Source organism: Biformimicrobium ophioploci, from assembly GCF_030270605.1.
GTDB classification, from domain to species: domain Bacteria; phylum Pseudomonadota; class Gammaproteobacteria; order Pseudomonadales; family Cellvibrionaceae; genus Biformimicrobium; species Biformimicrobium ophioploci.
Genome location: NZ_BSYJ01000003.1, coordinates 618775 through 636376, shown reverse-complemented (window position 1 = coordinate 636376; position 17602 = coordinate 618775). Strand labels below are relative to the sequence as shown.

Genomic DNA, 17602 nt, shown 5'->3' with positions numbered 1-17602 from the left:
ACGTTGGCCGATACACCCGACGACTTTTATACTACGCGACTTTTATAATACGCGTACGCGACACCTTAAAGCACGATCGGGTTAAAAACTGCTAAGCATGAGCAAACATCTCTCTTATGACATCCTGGTGATCGGCAGCGGCGCCGCCGGCCTGGCCCTGGCGTTGCACTTGTCGCAACAGCGTCCCGAAAATCGAATCGCCCTGCTGAGCAAGCAGCGCCTGCAGGATGGCTCGACCTGGTTTGCTCAGGGCGGCATCGCCGCGGTGCTGGACCAGTTCGACTCCGTAGAATCCCATGTGCAGGACACAATCAATGCCGGTGGCGGCCTGTGTCACGAAGACGCAGTGCGGTTTACCGTGGAGAATAGCCCCGCAGCCATTCAGTGGCTGATCGACCAGGGCGTGGACTTCACCCGCGAAAGCGAAGGCGGCGAATATCATTTAACCAAGGAAGGCGGACACAGCCATCGGCGCATCATCCACAGCGCCGATGCCACCGGCCGGGCTGTCCACAGTACCCTGATCGAGCGCATTCATGCGGCGCCCAACGTCGACCTGTTCGAGCACCATATTGCGCTGGACCTGATCCGCCAGCCCAACCCGCGCACCAAGCGGTTTCGCTGCGCAGGCGCCTATGTGCTGAATAAATCGAGCGAGTCTGTCGATGTTTTTGGCGCGCGCGCGGTGGTACTCGCCACCGGCGGCGCCAGCAAGGCCTACCTCTACACCAGCAACCCCGACGGTGCCAGCGGCGACGGTATTGCCATGGCCTGGCGTGCGGGCTGCCGCGTTGCCAATATGGAGTTCAACCAGTTCCACCCCACCTGCCTGTATCATCCAGAGGCCAAGTCGCTGCTGGTGACAGAGGCTTTGCGCGGGGAAGGCGCGCACCTGAAGCTGCCGAATGGCAAGCGCTTTATGAAGCGGTTCGATAAGCGCGCCGAACTTGCACCGCGGGATATTGTGGCCAGGGCGATCGACCATGAGATGAAACGCCTCGGTGCCGATTGCGTATTCCTGGATATTTCCCACAAGGACCCCGAGTTCATCAAGAGCCACTTCCCGACGGTCTACCAGAACTGCCTGCAGTACGGCATCGACATCACCCGCGAGCCAATCCCGGTGGTACCGGCGGCACACTATACCTGCGGTGGTGTGATGGTAGACAGCGACGGCAAGACCGACCTCGACCAGCTGTATGTCATCGGCGAAACCGCTTTCACCGGCCTGCACGGCGCCAACCGCATGGCCAGCAACTCCCTGCTCGAGTGCCTGGTCTACGCCCGCTCTGCGGCCAATCATATCGTGGCCACCATCGACGAGGTGGAAGTGCCCCGCAAGGCGCCGGCCTGGGATGCGTCGCGGGTTACCGACTCCGACGAGGATGTTGTGATCTCGCACAACTGGGACGAGCTGCGTCGCTTTATGTGGGACTACGTGGGCATTGTGCGCACCCGCAAACGCCTGGAGCGGGCCCTGCATCGGGTCAAGCTGCTGCAGGACGAGATCCTCGAGTACTACGCCAACTACAAGGTCACCAGCGACCTGATTGAGCTGCGCAACCTGGCGGTGGTCGCCCAGCTGATCATCGAGTCTGCCCTCGATCGCAAGGAGAGCCGCGGCCTGCACTACTCGCTCGATTACCCCGGGCAGCGCGAGCTGGCCATGGACACCATCCTGGTACCGCCAAACTTCGCCAACCAGGCGCACGTGGTTTAGCCAGTTACTCTACGCCAATACATCTGGTGCCAGCGCACCAGATGTTAACCGCAGCCCATCTGTAAGCGCCCGTCATTGCACATCGTTGGAAAACCTGACAAGGTCGATATCGATTTGCAACTTACTCAAAAAAAACGGGAAAGACCATGAAAGCACTGGCTTCATCGGTCGGCCTGGTTGCGTTTCTTACCCTGTCGACCGCATCTCTTCACGCTGACACTAAAGAATATATCTATCACGATCCGGAAGGCGCAGCCGGCTCCGAGGTCGTTCATGTAGACGGCGATACGATAAAAACACGAGTAGAAATCAAATTTAACAATCGGCGAGTAAGGATCGCGGAGTCGTATCGGCTAGACGAAAACGGTTATCCAAACTACATCACAAGAGAAGGCGTGAGTCCGTTTGGAGCTAAAATCGACGACACGTACAAGGTAATTGAATCGAAAGCAACGTGGAGCGGAATTGACGAAAATGGGAGCAAAACGCTCTCGTCACCCCACTTTTTCATCCCGAAAAACATGGGAGTATTCCTGACGACAACTCTCGTAAAGGCATTACTGGAAGATGCGAATCAGTCAGTAAATTTGCTTCCCCAGGGCACTGCAAAGTTGATCAAGCTTGACCAAGCAACCCTCAACAAAGGCGGCGAGGAAACAAGTCTGATCCTTTACGGCATCTCAGGCATGGGGTTCCTGCCAGAAACATCCTGGCACACAGAAAATGGCGACTTCTTTGCAACCAGTTTCCGAGGAGGATCCTGGGTTATCGCAGAAAGTGGGTGGACAAAAGATGAGCTCGGCCCACTTATCCAAAAGCAACTGACCGCTGAAACCAGCTTCCTAAAGGGGATAGCAAACGCAAACACCCACAAATCTTCAGCGCCAGTGTTAATCGAAAACGCCAATATCGTCGACGTTGAAAACGGGAAACTGCTCACTGAACAGAATCTTCTGATCCAAAAAGGCAAAATCGTAAAGATTAGCGGGGAACCAATTAAGGAAAAAAACGCGACCCGTATCAACGCAGCGGGAAAATCCGTTGTTCCAGGACTATGGGATATGCATGCGCACATGTCGCCCATGGACGGCACGCTGAATATGGCAGCGGGCGTTGTGAATGTGCGTGATATCGGCAACAGCCATGACAACATTATGCACATAGAAAAGCTGTTCCAGTCCGACGATGTCATTGGTGGCAAGCTCTACCCTTCCGGCTTTATGGACGGCGAAAGCGAGAACTCCGCTCGCAATGGCATGACTGCAGCGAGCCTCGAGGACGCCCTCAAGCATATCGATTTCTTCGCGGACAACGGCTACGTGCAGGTGAAATCCTACAGTTCCATCAAACCGGAATGGGTCAAGCCCATGGCGGAACGTATCCACAGCAGGGGCATGCGCTACTCAGGACACATCCCCGCATTTATGACCGCCGAGGAAGCGGTGGACGCTGGCTTCGATGAGATACAGCATATCAATATGCTATTCCTGAACTTTATGGACCGGATAGATACCCGCGAGCGCCTGCGCTTTACCGAGGTCGGCGAGCACGCGCACGAGCTGGACCTGGAAAGTGAGGAGGTCGAAGCATTTCTGGATAAGCTGGCAAGGAAAGGCACAGTCGTCGACGCTACAATCGCAGTATTCAACGAACTTCTGATGTCCAGAGAGGGCGAAGTCAGTCCGGAACTGGCGAGCATTGCCGACCACCTGCCCGCAAATGTCAGGCGGCAGAATGTTGGCAGCTGGCTTGATATAAAACCAGAGCATCGACACGCTTACGCCAAATCTGCAGAAGCCCTGCTTGAAATGATAAAGAAAGCGCATGATCACGGGGTCACCCTGGTGGCTGGTACCGACGGCATGCCTGGCTTCATCCTCCATCGGGAACTGGAGCTCTATGCAAAAGCCGGGATTCCTAACGCTGATGTACTTCGAACAGCCACGGTCAACGCGGCGAAGACCATGAATGCCTGGGACAGGACCGGCTCGGTTGAAGTCGGCAAGGACGCGGACCTGGTGTTAGTAGAAGGAAACCCACTGGAAGACATCAGTGCACTGCGCAATACGGTCCTTGTGATTGAAGGCCAGAACCTGTACCAGCCAGATGCACTCTATAGCGCCATGGGTATCCAGCCATTTATCAAATCAGTAGATTTCGAAATAGCACAGGCTCAATAGAGCACACTCATCACAGAATAAACGGGAAAGACCATGAAAGCACTGGCTTCATCGGTCGGCCTGGTTGCGTTTCTTACCCTGTCGACCTCACCTCTTCACGCCGAGACCATTGAATACATCGTTCATGATCCGGAAGGCCCCATGGGCTCCATAGTTTCCAATACCGAAGGCAACACCACCCAAACGAAAGTTCAACTGAAGTTTAACAATCGCAGGGTTTCAATCGAGGAGTCCTTCAAACTCGATAAGCAGCAATATCCGGAATACATTCGGGTCAAGGGAGAGAGCGCAGGTGGCGCACCCGTGGACGAAACCTATACCCTGATTGATGGAATCGCCACATGGAAAGGAATTGACGAGAGCGGCAGCGAAAAAATCTCCCAGCCGCACTTCTTCTTCCCGGCCAAGTCTTCTGTTGCTCTTTACAATGCCTTCGTCCGCACGCTTCTTGCCGACACGGACAACACCATAGACCTGCTGCCACAGGGGACCGCCTCTCTGCACAAGCTGGATACGGCAACGGTTAGCAGGAATGGAGAAAAGCAGACCGTCTACCTTTACGGTATTTCAGGGCTCGGTTTCCTGCCGGATACCGCATGGTTTACCGAAGACGGTGAATTCTTTGCGAATAGCTGGCGCAACGGGGCACGCTTTGCCGCAAAGAGTGGCTGGCAGCGTGAGCACCTGCAGGAACTGTTCACCAAACAGACTGCGGCAAATGACAATTACCTGAAGGGCATCGCCAAAGCGAATACCCACAAGTCTTCAGCACCCATAGTCATCGAGAATGTGGGCGTCGTGGATGTGGTCAATGGCAAACGCCTGCCGCAACAAAACGTACTTGTCAAAGATGGAAAGATTGCAGCCATCAGCAAAACCGCCATTACAGAAGAAAATGCAACCCGTATCGATGCCAGTGGCAAAACCCTGGTGCCGGGACTGTGGGATATGCACGGGCATCTCTCTGCCATGGCGGGCACGCTCAATATGGCCGCGGGCGTTGTGAATGTGCGCGATATCGGCAACAGCCATGACAACATTATGCACATAGAAAAGCTGTTCCAGTCCGACGATGTCATTGGTGGCAAGCTCTACCGCTCCGGCTTTATGGACGGCGAAAGCGAGAACTCCGCTCGCAATGGCATGACTGCAGCGAGCCTCGAGGACGCCCTCAAGCATATCGATTTCTTCGCGGACAACGGCTACGTGCAGGTGAAGTCCTACAGTTCCATCAAACCGGAATGGGTCAAGCCCATGGCGGAACGTATCCACAGCAGGGGCATGCGCTACTCAGGACACATCCCCGCATTTATGACCGCCGAGGAAGCGGTGGACGCTGGCTTCGATGAGATACAGCATATCAATATGCTATTCCTGAACTTTATGGACCGGATAGATACCCGCGAGCGCCTACGCTTTACCGAGGTCGGCGAGCACGCTCACGAACTGGACCTGGAAAGTGAAGAGGTTTCGGATTTCCTCGACAAGCTCGCCAGGAAAGGCACAGTGGTCGATGCCACCGTATCCGTATTCAACTGGCTGCTACAGGCGCGTGAGGGAGAGATGAGCCCGGAACTGGCAAGCATTGCCGATCACCTGCCGGCAAACGTACGCCGCAACAACCTGGGTACCTGGCTCGATGTGCCCAAGGAGCACCGCCACGCCTACGACAAGTCTTCTGCAGCCCTGCTCAAGATGCTGAAAAAAGTACACGAGCACGGTGTCACCATGGTGGCCGGCACCGATGGCATGCCGGGCTTTATCCTGCACCGGGAACTGGAGCTGTATGCAAAGGCCGGCATTCCCAACGCCGATGTACTGAGGACGGCCACGGTCAACGCAGCAAAGATCATGAACGCCTGGGACAGGACAGGCTCGATAGAAATCGGCAAGGACGCCGACCTGGTGCTGGTGGACGGTAACCCGCTGGAAGACATCAGCGCGCTGCGCAAAACCACACTGGTGATCGAGGGCCAGAACCTGTACAAGCCGGATGAGCTGTACGCGGCCCTGGGCATTGAGCCATTTACTGACTCCATCAAGTTCGAGATCCCGCAGGCCCGGTAACTACGGGCTTACAAAGCGATCAACCGAAGCAGCGGGCTGTCCTGCCGGGGCAGCCCGCAATCGCTGGCACTTTGCTACCAGCGCAACATGCCGTGCAGGTAGTGCCAGTCATCTCCTGAAACCGAGTCACGACCGAGCACCAGACTGAATCGCTCACCGGTTTCGCACACCCGACCCTTCAGAATTACCAGCCACGGCCAGAGCACCTGCTCGCCACTGAGGTGTATTTCCTGCTCCTCTGCTGCGCCCTGCTCCCTCCAGAAAAGGCTGCCATCACGGGCAAGTAACAGCCCCCGGGACTTTGTCAGCTGCGCCCGTTCACGCAGGGAAAGCAGGATTGCGAGGCATGCGAGTAACAGCCGGAGCAGCCACGGCAATGGCATAAGCAGTAGAGCGGCAACGACTGTTGCGGTGATCAGCAGCTGGACGACGGATAACTGGCGGGAGGGCTCAACGACACAATGAAGGCGCGGCCGGCGCCCGGACTTGGGTGCCGGCGCAGAATGACTATTCCTGAAGACCGGTGTTGGCACGGATGATTTCTACGATTTTCAGGAGCTCCGGATCTTCCGGATCCTCGCGCTTCAGAAACCAGGCAAACAGATCCTGGTCTTCACATTCGAGCATGGCCTCATAGCGCTTCTGGTCTTCTTCCGGCAGCTGGTCGAAAATATTCTCGACAAACGGCATCAATACCAGATCCAGCTCCAGCATGCCGCGGCGGCTGGCCCATAACAGGCGGTTGCGGTCCATACTACGGACTCCTTCAGGGTAACTGGGCGCGGAGTATACCGCACTGGAAACGCTCTTGAAATCAGCGCCCATCGGCCCCATCTAGAGGATCAACCAGATCAATACCGACGGATCCCAAAGGCACGAATAACACCATGGCAGACACTTCCTGGCAGCAATTCCTTACAGGCCAAGGTGCGGAGATAACCCCGCAGGGCGCCAAATTTCCAGCGACAGAGGCCGGTCTGCGCCTTTTTGACCTCAGCCATCTGGGGCTGATGCAGGTCGCCGGCGCCGATACCCAGAAGCTCCTGCAAGGCCAGCTGACCTGTGATGTAACCAACCTTGCCACGGGAGGCGGCTGTTTCGGCGCCCACTGCAACCCCAAGGGCCGCATGATCAGTGCATTCCACCTGCTGAAAGAGTCCGAATCCTCCGTGTATTGCAGCATGCCCAGAGACCAGGTTGCTGCCGCCACGGCGGCACTGGGTAAATACGCGGTGTTCTTCAAGGCGGACGTTACCGACGTCAGCGAGAAGTGGCGCGGCTTTGGCCTGGCTGGAGCAACTGCAGTGGAAGCCGCCGCAGGGATCGCCCGGCCGGGGGTACTCGTAGACAAACTGACAGACTCGATCGCCGTGTTGTGGACAGCGACAGAAACTGCAGAAGCACTGTGGCAGGACCTGGCCAAGCAGGCGAGCCCAGCCAGCACCTCGGACTGGCAACTGGAATTGGTGCGCGCCGGCTTGCCAGAGGTAAGCGCGGCTACCGCCGAACAGTTCATCCCGCAGATGATCAACCTGCAGGCACTCGGCGGGGTGAGCTTCGACAAGGGCTGTTACACGGGTCAGGAAGTGATTGCCAGGATGCAGTTCCGGGACGCCAACAAGAAGCGCATGTTCCGGCTAGTTACTACTGCCGGGGAGCAACCGCAACCCGGTAGCGATGTCCTGCTGGAATCCGGCAAAGCGGCCGGCGAGGTGGTGACCGCAGCCGGGAATGCAGACGGTGTCGAGTTACTCGCGGTCCTGAATAAGAAAGATGTCGCCGGTGACAGCGGCTTTTTGCTGCCGGACGGACGCGAACTGGCGCTTGCCGACATCCCCTATGATGGAGACTTCAACCCGCTGGAAGGCTAGCGCACAGGTAGCCTGAGGTAGCCTGAGGTATTAGAAGAGCGAGTCCGGGTCCGGCACAGACCAGTCGACAGGGGCAAAGCCCCTGCCCTCCAGCCACTGGTTCGCCCTGGAAAAGTGGCCGCTGCCAAAGAAGCCGCGATGCGCCGACAGGGGCGATGGGTGTGGTGACTCCAGAACCAGATGCCGGTCGCGGTCGATGGCGGCGCCCTTCTTCTGCGCGTAACTGCCCCAGAGCATGAATACCAGACCTTCCCGGCGCATATTCAGGGCCTCCACCACAACATCCGTAAACTGCTCCCAGCCCTTTCGCTGGTGAGACCCGGCCTTGCCCCGTTCCACCGACAAGGTGGCATTCAGCAGCAGAACGCCCTGCTCGGCCCAGGACTGCAGATTGCCGTGGGATGGCGGCATCAGCCCGAGATCCGCGTAGATTTCCTTGTAGATATTCTGTAGCGACGGCGGCGTGGGGATACCCGGCTTAACCGAGAACGCCAGCCCATGCGCCTGTCCCGGACCGTGGTATGGGTCCTGCCCCAGTATCACAACCTTGACCTGCTCAAAAGGCACCGCGGTAAACGCGCTGAAAATCTCGTCACCCGGAGGGTAAATCGCCTTGCCGGCCATTTTTTCATCGCGCAGGAACTGGCGCAGCGCGACCATATACGGCTTGTCGAATTCGGCCTGCAGCACTTCCAGCCAGCAGGCTGGCAGGGCCGCCCGGCCGGCCTGTTCAGAGAAATTGGTCGCGGCGCTCACACTCTGCTCTTTTCGGTTTGGGGTTTCGGTTTGGGGTTTCTGTTTGGGCTTCTTTTCAAACCCGATTCGGAAGCCCCGGACGTTGCCACACGCTACCAGCTAATGCAACGCGGGAGAAACAGAATTGAGTAGTCACATTTAGTTGCCGGCCAGCGATGTTCCGGCGGCCCATCGGCAAGCCCGGGTGGTACAATCCCGCCCCAAACAGCAAATATAAAGCGCAAGACGCCCCGCTCCCCCTGTCGGTCGGCTCGATTACCGGAACAACAATGAAAAAACTTCTCGCAGGAATCCTCGGCACCGGCCTCCTGGTCGCAGCCCTGACTGTCTGGACAAACCATCACTATCAGACCGTTCGCAATGGCGAGCTGACGCTGCAGGGGCTGGTCGCGCCGGTACAGGTGCGCTACGACCACTACGGCGTACCCCACATCAATGCCGAGAACCTGAACGATCTGTACCGCGCACTTGGCTATGTGCATGCCAAGGACCGACTGTTCCAGATGGACCTGATGCGACGGCTGGCCAGTGGCCGCCTGGCAGAATTGTTCGGCCCCGAGCTGGTGAAGACCGACACCCTGTTCCGTACGCTGGGTATACGCGCGCATGCAGAGCAATACGTCCACAAGCTGGACATGAACACACCGGCAGGCCAGGCCCTGACAAGCTACCTGGCCGGCATCAATGCGTTTGTCGCGCAGGAAACGTTGCCGCTGGAATTTGACCTGCTCGGCGTCAAGCCGGAGCCCTTTACGGCAGTAGACACTATCAGTGTGTCCGGCTACCTCGCCTACAGTTTTGCCATGGCGATGCGCTCGGAACCACTGATGACCAGGATCGCTGCAACACTCGGCAAAGAGTACCTTGCTGACTTCGACCTCCAGTGGCAGGAAGGCGGTGTTCTGGAAAAGCTCTCCCCGCAAACACTCGCGTCCCTCGGCGAAGTGGCCGCCCTGACCGAACCCGGCCGCGGACTGCCGCTGTTCGAGGGCAGTAACGCCTGGGCCATTGCCGGCACACGCAGCGCCTCCGGCTTCCCGATCCTGGCAAGCGACCCGCACATTAGCTTCTCTGTCCCGGGCGCCTGGTGGGAAGCACACCTGAACGCGCCGGGTTTCGAGCTCTATGGCCATCACCAGGCACTGGTGCCGACCGCCCTGCTCGGACATAACAGCGAGCGCGGCTGGGGCCTGACAATGTTCCAGAACGACGATATGGACTTCTACCTGGAAGAGCTGAACCCGGAAAACCCGACACAGGTTCGCGTGGGCGATGGCTGGCAGGAAATCATCAGCCGCGAAGAGAAAATCCAGGTCAAGGGCCAGGATCCGGTAGCGGTCACCATCCGCGCAACACCGCGCGGTCCGATCATCAATGACGTGTTCGACGGATTCGATGGCCGCCAACCCGTATCCCTGTGGTGGGCGTTCCTGCAGACAGAGAATCCGATGCTCGACGCACTGTACAAGATGAATCACGCAGACAGCCTTGAGGCGTTCGGCAAGGCCGTCAGCGGCATTCATGCACCGGGACTGAATGTGATGTATGCCGATGCCGAGGGCAACATTGCCTGGTGGGCAGCCGCAAAGGTGCCGAACCGGCCCGCGCACGTACAACCGTGGCTGATCCTCGATGGCGCAAGCGGCAATGATGAACCCGATGGCTTCCATCCGTTCAGCAGCAACCCCCAGGAAGTGAATCCGGAGCGCGGCTATATCGTCTCCGCCAACCACCAGCCACAGAATGCGCAGCCAGTGCCGGGTTACTACAACCTTCCTGCGCGCGCGCGTCGAATCGACCAGCTGATTGCCGGCAATTCCAGGCCACTGGATCTGGGCGACAATATGGCCATCCAGATGGATGACGGCAGCGATTTTGCCCTGCGCGCACTGGACCGCATGATTCCCGTGGTGGAAAACCTGGCACGGGGTAACGCGCAGCAAGAGCCGCTACTGCAAGCGCTGCAGGCGTGGGACGGCCAGTTTTCACTGGAGTCCATCGCGGCAACAGTATTCACGGAATGGCAGTATCAGGTCGCCCGGGCGGCTTTTCATGACGAGCTCGGCGAGAGCTTCTTCGGCCTGCTGGTGCGCACCCGCTCGATAGACCACGGCTTCTACAACCTGGTGGAAAACCCGGAGTCGCCCTGGTGGAACAATAGCGAGAACCCGGAACTGGGTGGCTTTGAGGGGGCAATCGCAGCGGGCTGGAGCAACGCAATCGCCGTCCTGCAGGAAAAACTGGGCGAGGATACCAACCAGTGGCAATGGCAGGCGGTCCACACTTTCGAGCAGGAGCACCCGATGGGCAAGATTGCCTTACTCGACCGCTTCCTGAACGTGGGCCCGGTGCCTGTCTCCGGCAGCCACGCGGTACCCAACAACCTGTCACAGCGTTTCGGTAGCGGCCACCAGGCCGTCAAGTCCGGCCCCTCGACCCGTCGCCTGATCGACTTTGGCAGCGCTGAAAACAGCCTTGGCATTCTGCCCGCGGGCCAGTCTGGCAACCCGTTTGACGCGCACTTTGAAGATCAGCTGCCCCTTTATGTCCAGGGGAAATACCGTACCCAGCTGATGGATGAAAAGCAGATTACGGAGAAGACAAGCAGCACCCTGCTGCTCACGCCCTGACGGCTATCCTGTCGGCCCGGCGGTAGCACACACCGGGCTGGCAGTTTTTGACTAATGAAATGTTCGTGACGACTGACTGTCGATTACCGATCAATTACCTCTCGATGGAAATTGATACGGGCTCGATGGAGAAGAGTACGTCGCGGGCCGAATACTGATCCTTGGTGCCTGATCCGTAGCGCCAGTAACCCTCACTGTTTCCCGTCTGCGTAAACCGGTAGAGGATACCTGCACCGTCCTCGCCAAAGGCATAGCGCCTCAGCTCTGCGGTCTCACTATTGTCGAGCAGGGAGAAGCCCAGCAGGTGATCCAGACGCGAGTTCGGAATCGCCATACCTGCGCCCTGGTCCGCAACATAACCGAAGGCCTCATTTTTAACCGTAGGCGCGCCATTGAGGGACAGGCTGTGAGTGCCATAGTTGTAGCGGTCTCCACGGCTCAGTACCGACAGCGTCATACCCTGCGCACCGAATTGATCCTTACCGCTCGCAAACTTTGCCTGACGTGCATCGATCAGGACGAGGTTGCCCGCACCCAGCACGGTCATCTCTTTTTTGCCAAGGTCGACCAGGATGCCGGTATCTTCGTCCACACCAAATCCCAGCCTGCGCGACGGCGCCTGTGACTCCAGCGAGCGAACCAGCCTGCCCAGCCGCCCCTTGCGGTCAAAGTGCTGATCCACGATACCGGCATCAAAAAATCCAATGCCCTTGCGTAGCACCAGCTGCCCGCTCTCCTGCGCATTGATCCCCGCGTACTCGTTACCGGGCGGGACTGTGAGCGCAGCAAGCGAGCTGCCCCCCGCTATCATCGGGTCGCTCATAATCGCCGCCCCGGCACTGGTGCCACCGACCACAGCACCTTCGGCGAGCCGGCGTCTGACAGCAGTCATCAGGGGGGAGTCTTCGCCTTTATCGGTCAGCATGGTGCCCGTTATCCGGGTCTGGTCACCACCAACAAACCAGATACCGCCGACAGCGTTCAAATTCTCCGGTAGAGCTGCATCAAATGCGCCCTTTGCCCAGGTGCTTTCATCAACATACGGTGTAGAGCGGTCGTCCCTCAAGGCTACCGGAAGTACATGGACGTGGCCGTTAAAACCATGCGCTGCAAGATCAGTAGCGAACTGCTTTGCATAGTGTGCCGGCCTTCCTGAGGCCGCGGGGATGATCGCAACGTCGGGCGCGTCCTCGGGAATAGCGGCAATAAACTGCCTGTATACATCTTCGTTGTCACTACGCAGGGCACCGCCGACGATCATCAGCTTTCCTGCACTGTATGCGCCCACGGAAGCAGTCAGCGCAAGAGCACCGGCAAGGTACCGAATCAACTTCAATCCCATTATGTAATTCCCTATGTAATCCCTTTGTCGTTATTCCTGTGCGAAGCGTCCGAGCGCGTCCCGGCATTTACCCTCCAGGTACTGCCAGTTACCCCGGGCCATGACAGAGCGAATCTCAAAGTTCGACGGATCCACGATGCTCAAGTCCGCATCGAGTCCGGCAGCGATCCCACCCTTGCCGCCAAGCCCCAGCACTGTTGCCGGATTGGAGGTGACGGACCGGAGAGCGTCGACGAAGGAGACACCCTCCTCCTGTACCGCGCGCCGTAATTCCCCGAAGAGACTGGCAACCGATGCAACGTCCAGGCTTTTCAATAATCCGTTTTCACAGAAATCCGGAAGCGAACCCTGGCCATCAGAAGACATGATTATGCGTTCAACAGGCACACCGGCCTGGATTGCGAGCTTCAATGCATGACTTGCGCGCACTTCGCCGCTTTCAAGAATTGCATCCGTCGTCGAGGCAGTGAAATCGATATAGCCACCGGACTTGGCGAATTCGATACCCTGTGCCAGCAGGGCGCGATTCCGGTTGATGTGGGTAGGATAAAATTGCTCGGCGGGGAGATCTGAATGCTCCAGCGCATCGAACAGCGGATCCAAACGCCCTTTGCCATCGCCCACATGAATACTGAGCACGCCTTTCTTCCCGCTTAGCAGGCCTGCCACGCGGGCGTCGGAGGCTACGCGAACGAGTTCCTCGGTTCTCGGCTGGGACGAGCGATGGTCTGAAATTGCAAGCTCACCGACGCCGATGACATTCTGCATAAAAACAATATCGGAACGCACGCTGCCGGTGACAGTCATCACCGGAAACTCGTACGACCCCGTGTGCATGTAGCAGGAAAGTCCCTGCTCACAGAGCGCACGGAACTTCCCGTACAAGTCATTTAGTGTGCGCGTGGTTGCGTCCGTACCCAGGACACCAACCACGGTCGTAACCCCCGAAGAGAATGCCTCAACGGGATCCAGCTCCGGGGTTCTGGACGCGAAACCACCCTCCCCGCCGCCACCGGCAATGTGAACAAGAGAATCCACCAGTCCGGGGATGAGCCATGCACCACTCGCATCGATGGTCTCGCCCAGCTCAGAGGGCAGCTCAAGTCCTTCACCGAGCTGTGAAATCTTCTCTCCAGCAACCAGTACATCCTGCACACCGAGATCTTCTGGTGCAAAAACCCTGGCATTTTTTATTAAAACTATCTTTGGCATAAAAACTTCTTAAAACCCTGTCAGAACCGCCAGCATCACCGCCACGGAAGACAGCAAAAACAGCCACCCGATTAAAGGCAGCGCGAACCGAACCCAGATACCCCACTCCAGGCGCGCCGCACCCAGACAACCCATCAGGGCCGCAGAAGTTGGCACAATCACATTACTGAAGCCATCACCCAACTGAAACGCCAGCACTGCGGTCTGGCGGGTTACACCCACCACGTCCGCGAGAGGTGCCATGATCGGCATTGTCAGCGCAGCCTGGCCGGAGCCGGACGTTATAAAGAAATTGAACACGGTCTGGAACAGTAGCATTACCCAGGCAGACAAAACCGCAGGCACATCGGCAAGCGCAGAGCCGACGGAATGCAAAACCGTATTCAGGACGCTCGGGCTGGTCGCATCATCGCCCCCGAGAAGCAGTACAACACCTTTGGCAAAGGCCACTACCATTGCAGCGGGCAACAGCTGCTGGGCACCTTCCCTGAACGCGGCCGCAGCCCGGTTAGCAGTCAAGCCATTGAGACGAAAGAGAATCGCAACTACGGCAATCACAAGCCCCACGGTGAAGAACTGTGTTGCAATCTCAGGCAGGAAATAGCCGCGGCTCACAACACCCCAGACCATCCAGGCGATACCGCCAAGGAAGAGTAGCAGTACGAGGCCGTCACCACGGACCAGGGCCGTCGTGGACTCCGATGCGTCCAGTGTTGCGCGATGCTGACTGTCAGATTTATATGGCAGCGAGGATTCCGGGTTTTGCAGGACCCTGCGCGCATAATAGTGGGTATATACCACCAGGCACAGCGTCACTACAGCCCACAGCGCCATCCTGGGAAGACTACCGGACATCAACGGCACATCGGCAATGCCTTGCGCAATGCTTACACCAAAAGGGTTCATCCAGGACGTCGCAAACCCCAGCTGGGTGGCGACATAAGTCACAAGAACCGCGGTAATGCTGTCGTATCCCATTGCTATCAATGCCGGAACGACGATGAGAGTAAAGGGAATTACCTCTTCACCCATGCCAAAGACGGCCCCGCCCAGGGAAAACATCAGGCAGAGTATCGCCAGGTACAAGGAACCGGGTATCGCCTTACGCGCGATCACCAGGCGTAACAGCCGCTCCACACTACCGCTGGCAAAAATCAACCCGAACGCGCCGCCTGTCAGCAGGACAAACGCGAATACACCGATGGACGCGCCCCACTTGGTGCCTGAAACCATGCCCTCAAAGGCAAAATTCAAAAGGCCGATATCGCCGCCTTCCGCAAAAAATGGCACACCTCATGCAAAAATCGGATAGCCATAAAAATCGCTGAAATCATCAGTTGGAAAATCGGGGCTGAACCCGCCTTCCTCAACGATATCTGCCTTCAGTGCCTCGGGCCAGAGCGGCGATTCCGGGTCGAACGGGGCGCGACTGAAATTTGCTGGTGATGCCGTGCCGCTGGAGCTACTGGCCTGCACCATCGCAGTATTGAACCACTCGACCGAGTCGCTCAACTGAAAATCGAATGTACCGACTACGCTGGCGCTATCATATTCATCCTGGGTCGCCACATATGCATTGGTATTGAATTCGCAAAATTCACCAAACGAACCAAAACCAAATTGCTCATCCGCGCACCCACCGTCCCCAGCTTCTTCTGCCTGGTCGTAGTACATTGCAAACAGGTCATTGAAACTGGGATAGATACCCTGCTGGCTCGGCCTTACTGAATTTGCGGTTGCGGCCCTGTCGCGATCATAAAGCGCATTCCGGGTGAATATGTCTGCGACCAACATCGTGTGACTGCGCTCACCTTTACGCCCCCATACCCAGTTCAGGTTATACTTACCCTCGTCGGTACTCGCCGTCGAATTGCCGTGGGAAAGGCTGAGTTCACTGCCTTCATAGTCATCGCGCAGAACAAAGTTGACTACGCCCGCAACAGCGTCCGCACCATAGGTTGCCGCAGCACCACTCGGCAGCACCTCGATTCGCTCGATTGCCGACAACGGAATTGAGTTTACATCTACAAAGGATTCCTGCCCCTTCGCAAAGGAGCTGACCGATACCCTTCGCCCGTTTACCAGGACCAGAGTCGACGCCGCGCCGAGCCCGCGCAGGGATACGCCCGCGGCACCCACCGGAGTATTGCTTGAAAGTGGGCCGGCCGTCGTTGTCGAGAAGGTACCGCTCCCTCCTCCGGTCTGGGTAAGCTGCTTGAGCAACTCGATCGGTGAGAGCGCGCCCGAAGCGTCAATCTCCTCCCTGCCAATCTGGACCACCTGCACTGCGCCTTCGGTATCCAGCCCCTTGATATGGGTACCGGTTACAACAACTTCCTCTACTGGCTGACTTGCCTGCTCGACGCCTTGCTGGGCATTGGCAACGCTACATACCAGCGAGCAACCGATCGCAGCCTGGATAGCACGGTAGAGCCGTGTTCTTCCCTTCATAGTTTATTCCCTCAGTTTCCTAGACCTGTGTCCTTGATTTTGTTGTGGGTGCAGCCGCACACTGCGCAACTTTTCCAAACTGCGAGCACCGGAACACAGCACAAGGCACTGCGAATAGACGCAGTGATGCAATGCGAATTAAAGGAGAATCGGATTGATTATCTGAAGGATGGAGAAATGTCCCGACCAAGCAGATCCTTATGCAGCAACGGACACCTCATATGAAGTGCTTCCGGTGTTGCAGCAAGAACGCTACTCGTCGAACCACTCACTCAGGTAGTAGTCTGCGGAGCAGCGCTTAACAGAAGCAGAATGTACAGCGTTGCTTTTGCTCATGGCGCTCGAAGTGGGCTCTTTAGATATTGGTGAAATAGATCATGCCGAAACATGCCACTCCGTTTTAACATGTCGAAAATTTACTGTAAAGCCCTGCAACACGTCTTCCGTGGGAAACCATTTACAGTTATAAGTGTCCACCTGATATAAGGCCCCGTTTTCCTGGAGGATGAATATGAGTGACCTGAGGACTTCGCAATGGCTGCTGGCCGGCGTTCTGGTGGCAGTGCTGGCCGGCGGCGCCTACTACGTTTTGACGCCACCTCCAGAGGAAAAGGTAGAAGCCCCCGTAACCCTGCCCGAGCCTCCCCGCCAGGTGATCCGTGAAGAGCCGGCGCCACCGGAGCCGGAACCACAAATGCCCGAAGCGGACCCCATTCCCGTTGAACCCAAGCCGGTGCCTGCGGAACTGAACTTCAGCGACGAGCCGGTACGTGACGCCTTTCTCAGTCTCGCACCGGACAGCGCCCTGGCCAAATGGCTTGTACGTGACGAGGTGATCCGCAAATGGGTTGCGGCCATTGACAGCGCATCGCGCGGAAACCTGATGACCAAACACCGCCCGATGCGCAACATCCGCGGCCCTATCAAAGTCGAAAGTACAGTAGAGGCAGACGGCCAGAAGAGCGTTACGCTGTCGGAGCAGAATTACGAGCGTTACGACACGCTGGTCCGCATCTTTGCCCTGGCGGACACCGGTACGGCGGTTGAGCTTTACCAATTCTGGTACCCCCGCTTTTCACAGGCCTATGGCGAGCTGGGTAACAAGGAAAAAAGCTTTCATAAAGTGATGCTGAAAGCGATCGATGTTGCCCTTGCGGCGCCTGACCTCAAGGGCCCAATTGAGCTGGTGCAACCCTCGGTGTACTACAAGTTCAAGGACCCGAAACTGGAGAAGCTTCCCGGCGTGCACAAGCTGATGATCCGCATGGGCCCGGATAACGCACTGCGGGTTAAGGAGAAGTTAAGGGAACTGAAAATCGAGCTGGAAAAGTTGCCGCTTTAACAGTCCCACAGACCGCTATTTTGGAAAGACA

13 protein-coding genes are annotated in these 17602 nt (G+C 57.4%); 6 read left to right on the top strand and 7 right to left on the bottom strand.

The genetic code is table 11. The annotated features are described in order from the left end of the window. The first annotated feature begins 97 nt into the window (after positions 1 to 97). From nadB to QSJ80_RS09535, 3 genes are all read left to right on the top strand, one after another. Positions 98 to 1720, top strand: a complete 1623-nt coding sequence (nadB, locus tag QSJ80_RS09545) for an L-aspartate oxidase (protein ID WP_285764208.1) — start codon at positions 98 to 100, stop codon at positions 1718 to 1720. A gap of 146 nt (positions 1721 to 1866) precedes the next feature. Next, positions 1867 to 3900 carry an amidohydrolase family protein gene (locus QSJ80_RS09540; RefSeq protein WP_285764207.1) on the top strand — a complete coding sequence of 678 codons (2034 nt, stop codon included), beginning with the start codon at positions 1867 to 1869 and terminating at the stop codon, positions 3898 to 3900. A 33-nt stretch (positions 3901 to 3933) separates the two neighbouring features. Then, positions 3934 to 5967 (top strand): amidohydrolase family protein, encoded by a 2034-nt coding sequence (locus QSJ80_RS09535; protein WP_285764206.1) that lies wholly within the window; start codon positions 3934 to 3936, stop codon positions 5965 to 5967. Positions 5968 to 6041: 74 nt separating this feature from the next. Here the strand turns inward: QSJ80_RS09535 and QSJ80_RS09530 are convergent, their stop codons facing one another. Together QSJ80_RS09530 and QSJ80_RS09525 are read right to left on the bottom strand one after the other, a co-directional pair. Continuing rightward, on the bottom strand, positions 6042 to 6500 hold the full coding sequence (locus QSJ80_RS09530; protein ID WP_285764205.1) for a protein YgfX: 459 nt from the start codon (positions 6498 to 6500) through the stop codon (positions 6042 to 6044). Then, entirely contained in the window at positions 6475 to 6720 is a 246-nt protein-coding gene (locus QSJ80_RS09525) for an FAD assembly factor SdhE (protein WP_285764204.1), read from the bottom strand. The genes QSJ80_RS09530 and QSJ80_RS09525 overlap by 26 nt, the downstream gene beginning before the upstream one ends. A gap of 134 nt (positions 6721 to 6854) precedes the next feature. On the opposite strand from QSJ80_RS09525, the gene ygfZ reads away from it, so the two are divergent. After that, positions 6855 to 7838, top strand: a complete 984-nt coding sequence (gene ygfZ, locus QSJ80_RS09520) for a CAF17-like 4Fe-4S cluster assembly/insertion protein YgfZ (protein ID WP_285764203.1) — start codon at positions 6855 to 6857, stop codon at positions 7836 to 7838. Between the two features lie 30 nt (positions 7839 to 7868). On the opposite strand, the gene ung is transcribed toward ygfZ, so the two are convergent. Further along, on the bottom strand, positions 7869 to 8594 hold the full coding sequence (ung, locus tag QSJ80_RS09515; RefSeq protein ID WP_434219176.1) for a uracil-DNA glycosylase: 726 nt from the start codon (positions 8592 to 8594) through the stop codon (positions 7869 to 7871). Positions 8595 to 8863: 269 nt separating this feature from the next. Between ung and QSJ80_RS09510 the strand changes: the two genes are divergently transcribed. Beyond that, complete coding sequence (locus tag QSJ80_RS09510; protein ID WP_285764202.1) at positions 8864 to 11224, top strand: penicillin acylase family protein; 2361 nt, start codon at positions 8864 to 8866, stop codon at positions 11222 to 11224. Positions 11225 to 11318: 94 nt separating this feature from the next. On the opposite strand, the gene QSJ80_RS09505 is transcribed toward QSJ80_RS09510, so the two are convergent. Genes QSJ80_RS09505 through QSJ80_RS09490 form a run of 4 tightly spaced genes read right to left on the bottom strand, consistent with a single transcriptional unit; the run spans position 11319 to position 16229 of the window. After that, the gene (locus QSJ80_RS09505; protein ID WP_285764201.1) at positions 11319 to 12566 is read right to left on the bottom strand and encodes a cyanophycinase; all 1248 of its coding nucleotides are present in this window, start codon (positions 12564 to 12566) and stop codon (positions 11319 to 11321) included. Positions 12567 to 12596: 30 nt separating this feature from the next. Continuing rightward, positions 12597 to 13778, bottom strand: coding sequence for a beta-aspartyl-peptidase (gene iadA, locus QSJ80_RS09500; RefSeq protein WP_285764200.1), 1182 nt, complete (start codon positions 13776 to 13778; stop codon positions 12597 to 12599). A gap of 9 nt (positions 13779 to 13787) precedes the next feature. Next, positions 13788 to 15068, bottom strand: coding sequence for a putative basic amino acid antiporter YfcC (yfcC, locus tag QSJ80_RS09495; RefSeq protein ID WP_285764199.1), 1281 nt, complete (start codon positions 15066 to 15068; stop codon positions 13788 to 13790). A gap of 3 nt (positions 15069 to 15071) precedes the next feature. After that, the gene (locus QSJ80_RS09490; protein WP_285764198.1) at positions 15072 to 16229 is read right to left on the bottom strand and encodes a TonB-dependent receptor plug domain-containing protein; all 1158 of its coding nucleotides are present in this window, start codon (positions 16227 to 16229) and stop codon (positions 15072 to 15074) included. Between the two features lie 511 nt (positions 16230 to 16740). Here QSJ80_RS09490 and QSJ80_RS09485 point away from each other — a divergent pair. Beyond that, positions 16741 to 17571, top strand: a complete 831-nt coding sequence (locus tag QSJ80_RS09485; RefSeq protein ID WP_285764197.1) for a DUF3014 domain-containing protein — start codon at positions 16741 to 16743, stop codon at positions 17569 to 17571. Positions 17572 to 17602 lie beyond the last annotated feature (31 nt).